General features: G+C 62.3%; 5 protein-coding genes. 3 read left to right on the forward strand and 2 right to left on the reverse strand.

Features of this window, described 5'->3' with window-relative positions:
• Window positions 1-14: 14 nt before the first annotated feature.
• On the reverse strand, window positions 15-704 hold the full coding sequence (gene phoB / locus VGC33_RS21060) for a phosphate response regulator transcription factor PhoB (RefSeq protein WP_331122727.1): 690 nt from the start codon (window positions 702-704) through the stop codon (window positions 15-17).
• Window positions 705-915: 211 nt separating this feature from the next.
• Here phoB and VGC33_RS21065 point away from each other — a divergent pair, with 211 nt between their 5' ends.
• The gene (locus VGC33_RS21065) at window positions 916-2,238 is read left to right on the forward strand and encodes an exonuclease SbcCD subunit D (RefSeq protein ID WP_331122728.1); all 1,323 of its coding nucleotides are present in this window, start codon (window positions 916-918) and stop codon (window positions 2,236-2,238) included.
• The gene (locus VGC33_RS21070) at window positions 2,235-5,921 is read left to right on the forward strand and encodes an AAA family ATPase (protein WP_331122729.1); all 3,687 of its coding nucleotides are present in this window, start codon (window positions 2,235-2,237) and stop codon (window positions 5,919-5,921) included. The genes VGC33_RS21065 and VGC33_RS21070 overlap by 4 nt, the downstream gene beginning before the upstream one ends.
• Here the strand turns inward: VGC33_RS21070 and VGC33_RS21075 are convergent.
• Window positions 5,881-6,963: an SDR family oxidoreductase gene (locus VGC33_RS21075; RefSeq protein WP_331122730.1), complete on the reverse strand. Its 1,083-nt coding sequence runs from the start codon at window positions 6,961-6,963 to the stop codon at window positions 5,881-5,883. The genes VGC33_RS21070 and VGC33_RS21075 overlap by 41 nt on opposite strands.
• A 107-nt stretch (window positions 6,964-7,070) precedes the next feature.
• Between VGC33_RS21075 and VGC33_RS21080 the strand changes: the two genes are divergently transcribed.
• On the forward strand, window positions 7,071-7,959 hold an 889-nt coding region (locus tag VGC33_RS21080; protein ID WP_331122731.1), incomplete at its 3' end, for a LysR family transcriptional regulator.

Consider the following 7,959-nt stretch of genomic DNA (forward strand, 5'->3'; position numbering starts at 1 on the left):
CCCCTGTTACCGCGCTAATAGCGCGCGGAAAAACGATAGCCGGTGCCGCGGACCGTCTGCACCATCCGATCGTGACCGCCGGTTTCCAGCGCTTTGCGCAGCCGGCGAATATGCACATCAACCGTCCGGTCCTCAACATACACATTAGTGCCCCAGACATGGTTTAACAACTGTTCGCGGCTATATACCCGTTCGGGATGAGTCATGAAAAAGTGCAGTAGTTTAAATTCGGTAGGCCCCATCTCCAGCGCCAGCTCGTTGGAGGTCACCCGGTGCGACGACGGATCCAGGCTCAGCCCCTGCAGTTCGATTTTATCTTCCACCGCCATCGGCGAAATGCGGCGCATTACCGCCTTGATCCTGGCCAGCAGCTCCTTGGGCGAGAACGGTTTGGTAATATAATCATCCGCGCCCACCTCCAGCCCACGCACCCGGTCTTCCTCCTCGCCGCGCGCGGTCAGCATCATGACCGGGATATCGCGGGTGAGCACCTCGCGTTTCATATGTTTAATAAATTGAATTCCCGAACCGCCTGGCAACATCCAGTCGAGCAATACCAGATCCGGATAAGGCTCCGCCATACGGCTCACCGCCGCGCCGTAGTCTTCGGCTTCGATGGGCTGGAAGCCATTCTGTTCAAGTACGAAGCACACCATTTCACGAATCGGCGCTTCGTCTTCCACGACTAATATGCGTTTTGCCATTTTTTCCTGCCATTAATCTCTGCGGTTAACGTGCCCGGGCATTATGCGTCACTTTTATGACAGATTTATTAAAATCAGCCCATTGTGCCGCAAGCTTAGCGCATGGCGATTTTTTTCGGCTTGGGCGGCCAAAATTAAACACTTTCCGTCGGCATCGACCGGGCGAGGGTTTATACTCTCGCCCTGACTTTTGCACTCTCGCTGGAGCGTCATGCGGATCATCCATACTTCTGACTGGCATCTGGGTCAGTCGTTTTACACCAAAAACCGCGCCCGCGAGCATCGGGCTTTTTTGCAATGGCTGGTGGCCCAAGTGGAAGAGCAGGATATCGACGCGGTGATCGTGGCCGGCGATATCTTTGATACCGGCACCCCGCCAAGCTATGCCCGCGAACTGTTCAACCGTTTCGTGGTGGCGTTGCAGCCCACCGGTTGCCGGCTTGTCGTGCTGGCGGGCAATCACGACGCGGTGGCGACCCTGAATGAATCCCGCGCGCTGCTGGCCTGCATGAATACCCGGGTTATCGCCGGCATCCACGGCGAAGGCGCGATCGGCGGCCGGGACGATGACGATAGCGCCGCCGGTAACCCCGACGACGACAGCGGCGACCAAGCGGTTTTTGTGCTGTACGATCGTAGTGGAAAGCCGGGGGCGATACTGTGCGCTATCCCTTTTTTACGCCCGCGCGACCTGCTGACCAGCCGCGCCGGACAATCGGGCGATGAGAAGCAACGGGCGCTGATGGATGCCATCGCCGCCCATTACCAGACGCTTTATGACCGGGCGCTGGCCCTGCGCGCCCAACTGCCCGGCCGGCTGCCGATTATCGCCACCGGACACCTGACCACGGTGGGCGCCGCCACCACCGATTCAGTGCGGGATATTTATATCGGCAGCCTCGACGCGTTTCCCGCCCAGCTGTTCCCCCCGGCGGACTATATCGCCCTTGGCCATATCCACCGACCGCAGTGCGTGGGGGGACAGCAGCACATCCGCTATTGCGGCTCGCCCATCGCCCTGAGCTTTGATGAAACCGGTCAGCCCAAGCAGATCAATATCGTCAGTTTTGACGCCGAGGGGGTGGCGGAGATCACCCCACGGTTGATACCGGAAATCCAGGCCCTGCGCCTGATAAAAGGCAACCTGGCGGAAATTGAAGCCCGGCTGCGCGCGTTCAGCGACTATCCGGCGTCCACCCCGGTCTGGCTGGATATCGAAGTGGTGACCGACGCCTGGCTGAATGATATCCAACAGCGTATCCAGCAGTTGGCGGCCGATTTACCGGTCGAAATCGTGCTGTTGCGGCGTAACCGCGAGCAGCGGCCGTCGGCCATGGAGCGCCGGCAACGGGAGACGTTGGTCGAACTGAGCGCCGGCGACGTGTTTGAGCGGCGCCTGGCGCTTATCCCCCCTCCCGCGCCGGATAACCTGGACGCCATACGCCTGCTCTACCGCCAGGTGACGGCGGAGGTGCAGCGGGACGCCGCGGCGGAAAACCCGCCGGCCGCCGAGAACGAAGGCAACATCCGATGAAAATCCTGACGCTGCGGCTGAAAAATATCAACGCCCTGCGCGGCGAGTGGAAAATTGATTTCACCGCCGACCCGTTTGACCGCGCCAGCCTGTTTGCCATTACCGGGCCCACCGGCGCCGGCAAGACCACCCTGCTGGACGCCATTTGCCTGGCGCTGTATCACTGCACGCCGCGGCTGGGTTCCTCGCCCGGCCAGGAGCTGATGACCCGCCAGACCGCCGATTCACTGGCGGAAGTCGAGTTTTCGGTCAAAGGCGTGGGTTATCGCGCCTTCTGGAGCCAGCGGCGCGCGAAAAACAGCCCGGAAGGCAAACTGCAAAACGCCAGGGTCGAACTGGCGCGTTTGGCCGATGGGGCGATCCTGGCGGATAAAATCAGCGATAAGCTGCGTTTGACGATTGAACTGACCGGCCTGGATTTCGCGCGTTTTACCAAATCGGTGCTGCTGGCGCAGGGGGATTTTGCCGCGTTTTTAAACGCCGATGCCAAAAATCGCGCCGAACTGCTGGAGGAGCTGACCGGCACCGCTATCTACGGCCGTATTTCCACCGAGATTTTCGAGCGTCATAAAACAGCGCGCACCCAGCTGGAAGCATTGCGCGCTCGCGCCGCAGCCATCGAACTGCTAAGCGAACCCCAATTGCTTGAACTTGACGCCGAACTGGAAAATCTGCGCCGGGAGCAGGCCCGGCTGAACGCCGCCCAGGCGCAGGCGCAACAGCATCAGTCCTGGCTGGAGCGGCAGCGGCAGTTGTCCGACAACCTGACGCAGGCGACGGTCCAAGAGCACGCCACGGCAAGCGAGGCGCTGGCGGCACAGGAATCGCTTGCCCGGTTGGCGCGCGGGGAACCGGCGGAATCCCTGCGGCCGTTACTGGACGAGCACCAGCGCAGCGCGCTGGCCCAGGAACAGGTGGAACGGGCCATTGCCCTGGGATGCGCCGAAGAGCTGCAAAACCAGCAGGCCCTGCAACCCTTGATTACGCTTGCCGACGCGGCTCGTCAGGCCTGGGAGCAGCACGCCGGGCACCAGTTGGCGCAACAGCAGTTGATAAACGAACGGATTGTGCCGCTGGACCAGCGAATCGCCGGGCTGGCGCAACAGGCCGGGCAACTGGAGCAGCAGCGCTCGGCGCAAACGGAACAGCGGCGTAAAAAGGAAGCGTTGCTGACGCTGAAACAACAGGAATATCAACAGGCCGGACAGCAGGCGCAGCTTGCCGCCCGCTATCTGCTGGAGCATGCCCCCTGCCGGCAATGGGGCGAGCATTTACCTCTCTGGCGCGAGCGTTTTGCCCGCCGCCGGCGCGAACAGCGCGACATTGATGAGTTAAGTCGCCAGTGCGCTGAAATAGCCCGGGAGCAGCAGCGCCTCGATACCGCCCATCAGGCGGAGCTCGGCGCGTCGGAAGCTTGCCGGCTGCGGGTCGCCGCCCTGAAGGCGCAGGTGGAGGAGCTGCAACGGCTGCGGGATCAACAGGAAGCGCGGTCCCCGGCCGCCGCCCTGCGCGCCGAATGGCAGCAAAGCCAACAGATGCGCGGCCAGCGCGCATTGCTCGCTTCCCTGCTGCCGCAGATTGAGCGTGCCACCCGCAGTCTGGCGGCAAACCAGGCGCGGGAAGCCCTGCTGCGCCAAGACAGCATCGATACCAGCGCCAGCCTGGACGGGCTGCGGCGGGCGCTGACCGATAAAACCGCCCTGCTGGCGGAGATAACCGAGCGCCACCGGCTGGAACAGCATATCGTCTCGCTCGGCGAGCTGCGCGGGCAACTGCTTCCCGGCAAACCCTGTCCGCTGTGCGGCGCCACGGAACATCCGGGCATCGGTCTGTACCAGGGACTGCGGCCGGAACATACCGACCGGCGCCGGCTGGACCTGCTGTCGGAAGTGGAAAAACACCATGCCGAGGTGGTGGCGGCCCAGACCCGCCATGAGATGCTGCTTAACCAGCAGCGCCAGGCGCAGGACGAACAGACGCAACTGCGGCAAGAGCTGGCATCGCTTGAGGAGCGCGGCCAACAGGCCGCCGCCGCGCTGGGCGTCGCGCCCTCGCCCGCCGAACCGGCGGCCGTCGCCGCATGGCTGGCGCAGCACGACGCGCGCGAACAGGCGTTACGCCTGCAGTTGGATGCATGGGAACAGGACAGCCAGCGCTGGCAGGCGGCCCGCGATGCCCTGGCGCAGGCCGATATCGAATGGCAGCGGCTGGACTCGCGGCTGGCGCTTAACGCCCAGCAGCGGGATACCCTAAACCTTCGGCTGCAGCAGACCCGGCATCGCCTGCGCGAACAACAGCAACAGATTGACGAACTGGCGGCGCAAAGCCTTGATTCCCTGGCTCTGCTGGGATTAACCCCGCCAGCCGATGCCGACGTCGATGCCTGGCTGGCCGAACGCCAGGAGGAATGGCGGCAGTGGCAATATCACCAGCAGCGGGAACAGACGCTGAACAACGACCTTATCGTCCTGGACCGCGAGATTCGCGACCACCGGGAATCCCTGGACGAACTGGGCCAGCAGCTGATCGCCCTGGCGCAGCTCCAGCAGCAAACCGGCGATACGCTGCGGCAGGCGCGGGAAGAGCGCGGCCGGCTGGCCGGCGATGAAAGCGTGGCGCAATTGAACGCCCGGCTGCGCGCGCGCGCCGAAGAGGTCGAGCTGGCGCGCAGGCAGACCGAACGGCAAGTGGCGCAGGCGCAGGAAAAGTTACATCTGCTGGCCGGCGATATACGGGCACAGCGCCGTCAGCTGCAAGAGTTTTCCCGGCAAACACAGCGGGCGGAGCGGGCCCTGCGTGACGCCATCGACGCCAGCCCTTACGCCACCCCGGCCGAATTGCAATCGGCCCTGCTTCCCCCTGAGGAGCGGGATCGTCTGCGTGCGCTGCGCGAGCATATCAACCAACAGCGCCAGCGCGCGGAGGCGATGCGCCAGCAGGCGGAACTGGCGCTGCGGCAAAATCTGGCGCAACGGCCGGGCACCCTGGACGCGGATGCCGATTCCGCCAGCGTGCAGCGGACGTTGGCCGACATCGAGGCTTTGTTATGGGAACAGGCGCAGCGCCACGGTCAGGTGCAGCAGCAATTGGCCAGCCACCATCAGCGCCGGCGCGAACAGCAGGGTCTGCTGGCGGAAATTGCCGCTGGCGAAGGCCGCTATACGGACTGGAGCTACCTTAATGAGCTGATTGGATCCAAAGAGGGCGACAAGTTTCGTAAGTTTGCCCAGGGTCTGACGCTCGAGCATCTGATCTATCTGGCGAACCAGCAGCTGTCGCGCCTGCACGGCCGCTATCAGCTTCAGCGCAAAACCGAGGCGGAGCTGGAGCTGGAAGTGGTGGATACCTGGCAGGCGGACGCGGTGCGCGATACCCGTACCCTGTCTGGCGGTGAAAGCTTCCTGGTCAGCCTGGCCCTGGCCCTGGCCCTGTCGGACCTGGTCAGCCATAAGACCCAGATTGATTCGCTGTTTCTTGATGAGGGCTTCGGTACCCTGGACGCCCAAACCCTGGATATTGCCCTGGATGCGCTCGATTCGCTCAACGCCACCGGCAAGATGATAGGCGTCATCAGCCATGTGGACGCCATGAAGGAACGCATCCCGGTACAGATCAAGGTGAAAAAGATTAACGGCCTGGGCTTCAGCCGGCTGGAGGCGCGTTATGCGGTGCGCCCGGAATGATCCGACGTTGACGGAATTCATCGAACAATGCGTAAAACATTGCTTCGGTCTCGACATAATCATGAAAGCCGAAGCGGCGAGCCTTACTGCCGTCGGCGAACATATCGTAATCCCAGGAAAAGACAAAATCAGCAAACGGCCAGCCGGTTACCACCTGGTAATCCGGGATGGCCAGGCCGTGCCGACGGGTTAATTCCCGCCAGAGATCCGCTTTATCCGCCATCACGTCCTTTAACGGCATGGGCAAAGGCGGCGCCACCGCCAAATCGAAATAAGCGGCAATCTTCGGCCACAGTTCGCTCCAGCGAAACAGATCGCCATTGTTGATATTAAACGCCTGGTTCCCTGCCTTGGGGTCGGTGGCGGCCCAGAGCGTGGCCCTTGCCAGCAGCCCCGCGTCGGTCATTTCCAGCAGGGCATGGTAGGCGCCCGGTTTGCCGGGAAAACGCAGCGGCAACCCCAGCGCCTGGCTGATAACCGCATACACGGCGATGCTCAAGGCCAGGTTCATCGGATTACCCAGTGAAAAACCACCCACCACGCCTGGCCTGATGGCGGACCAGGTCCAGGGTTTATGCTGTTGACGTTGCATAAGCCAGTCCTGTTGCTCAACGTTAAATTCCGGCGGCATATGCCCCGCATCACTTTCCCGCGCCGGGGTCTTGAAGGGGCCCAGATGCGCGCCATACACTTTATAGCCTTGCATCAGGCTGATATGTTCAAGTTTACCGGCAACCGGCTCGATCGCCTCGACGACATTCTTCAGCATCATCAGGTTGGGGGCAACCAGCCCGGCCCAATCGGCGGCGTCCTGATAAGCGGCGTAGAAAATATGGGTCACGGCGGTCAGCGGCCGCAGCGCCCGCTTCGTCGCCTGCGCATCCAGCAAATCCACCGCCAGGTAGCTGACGCCCGGCCGTTCGCCGCCGCCCCGGCGTGATAGTCCGATAACCCGCCATTGCCGGGACTCCAGCTCGGCGATTAGCCGGCCGCCGATAACGCCGTTGGCCCCGACCACCAGGGCAACCCGATTGTTTTGCATAACTCTCTCCGATAGATGACGATGCGCCACTATAATTGATAAGCAATTACGGGATAATATGGCCTTTACTGTTATCAGTTATAAGAAATATTAATAAGCAGGACGTCATGGATAAACTCACCGCGATGAACACCTTCGCACGCGTGGCCGAACTGGGCAGCCTGTCGGCGGCGGCCCGCGACCTTGGCCTGACGCAATCAGCCGTGAGCCAGCAGCTTGCCGGTCTGGAAAAACAGCTCGGCACATTATTGCTCTACCGCACCACCCGCTCCGTCACCCTGACTGAAAGCGGCAATCTTTATTATCTCCAGGTCAGGCAGATCCTCGCGGCGGTAAACGAAACGGAAGAAACGCTGCGGGGATTGAACCAGAAGCTGGAAGGCAATATGCGTATCCATGCGCCGACGGGCCTGGGACATGGGTATATCGCCCGGCTGGCGCTTGATTTTCAGAAGCGTCATCCGGATCTCGTTATCGAGCTGTTGCTGGACGACCGCGTGGCGGACGTCATCAGCGAGGGGATTGATGTGGCGATCCGGCTCGGAGAACTGCGTACCGCGGGGACGGTAGCGCGCCGGTTGGGCACGCTACAGCGCATCCTGGCCGCGTCCCCCGATTATCTTGCCAGGCACGGCGCGCCGCGCGCGCCGGCTGAATTAGCCGATCGTCCCTATATTCGCTACAGCGGCCGCGGCGATGGCGCGGGACTGACCCTGTTCGGCCCCAACGGCGCTGAGGTATTGACCGTCCACCCGGTGTTCCTGGCCAATAACAGCGTTACGCTTATCAAGGCCATCGAGGCGGGACGCGGGATCGGCGGCGTGCAGTTGCCGCTTATTCGCCGGCAATTAGCCGCCAAGACCCTGGTGCGGGTGCTGCCCGATTATTGCTTTGCGCCGATGGCGGTGCACGCCGTTTATCCCGCCGCGCGGTTTATTCCCGCCAAAGTGCGGGCCTGGGTTGAGTTTCTGGTCGTCGCCCTGGCGGATATTCTGC

Origin of the sequence: Acerihabitans sp. (assembly GCF_036398755.1) — a bacterium.
Taxonomy (GTDB): Bacteria; Pseudomonadota; Gammaproteobacteria; order Enterobacterales; family Enterobacteriaceae; genus Acerihabitans.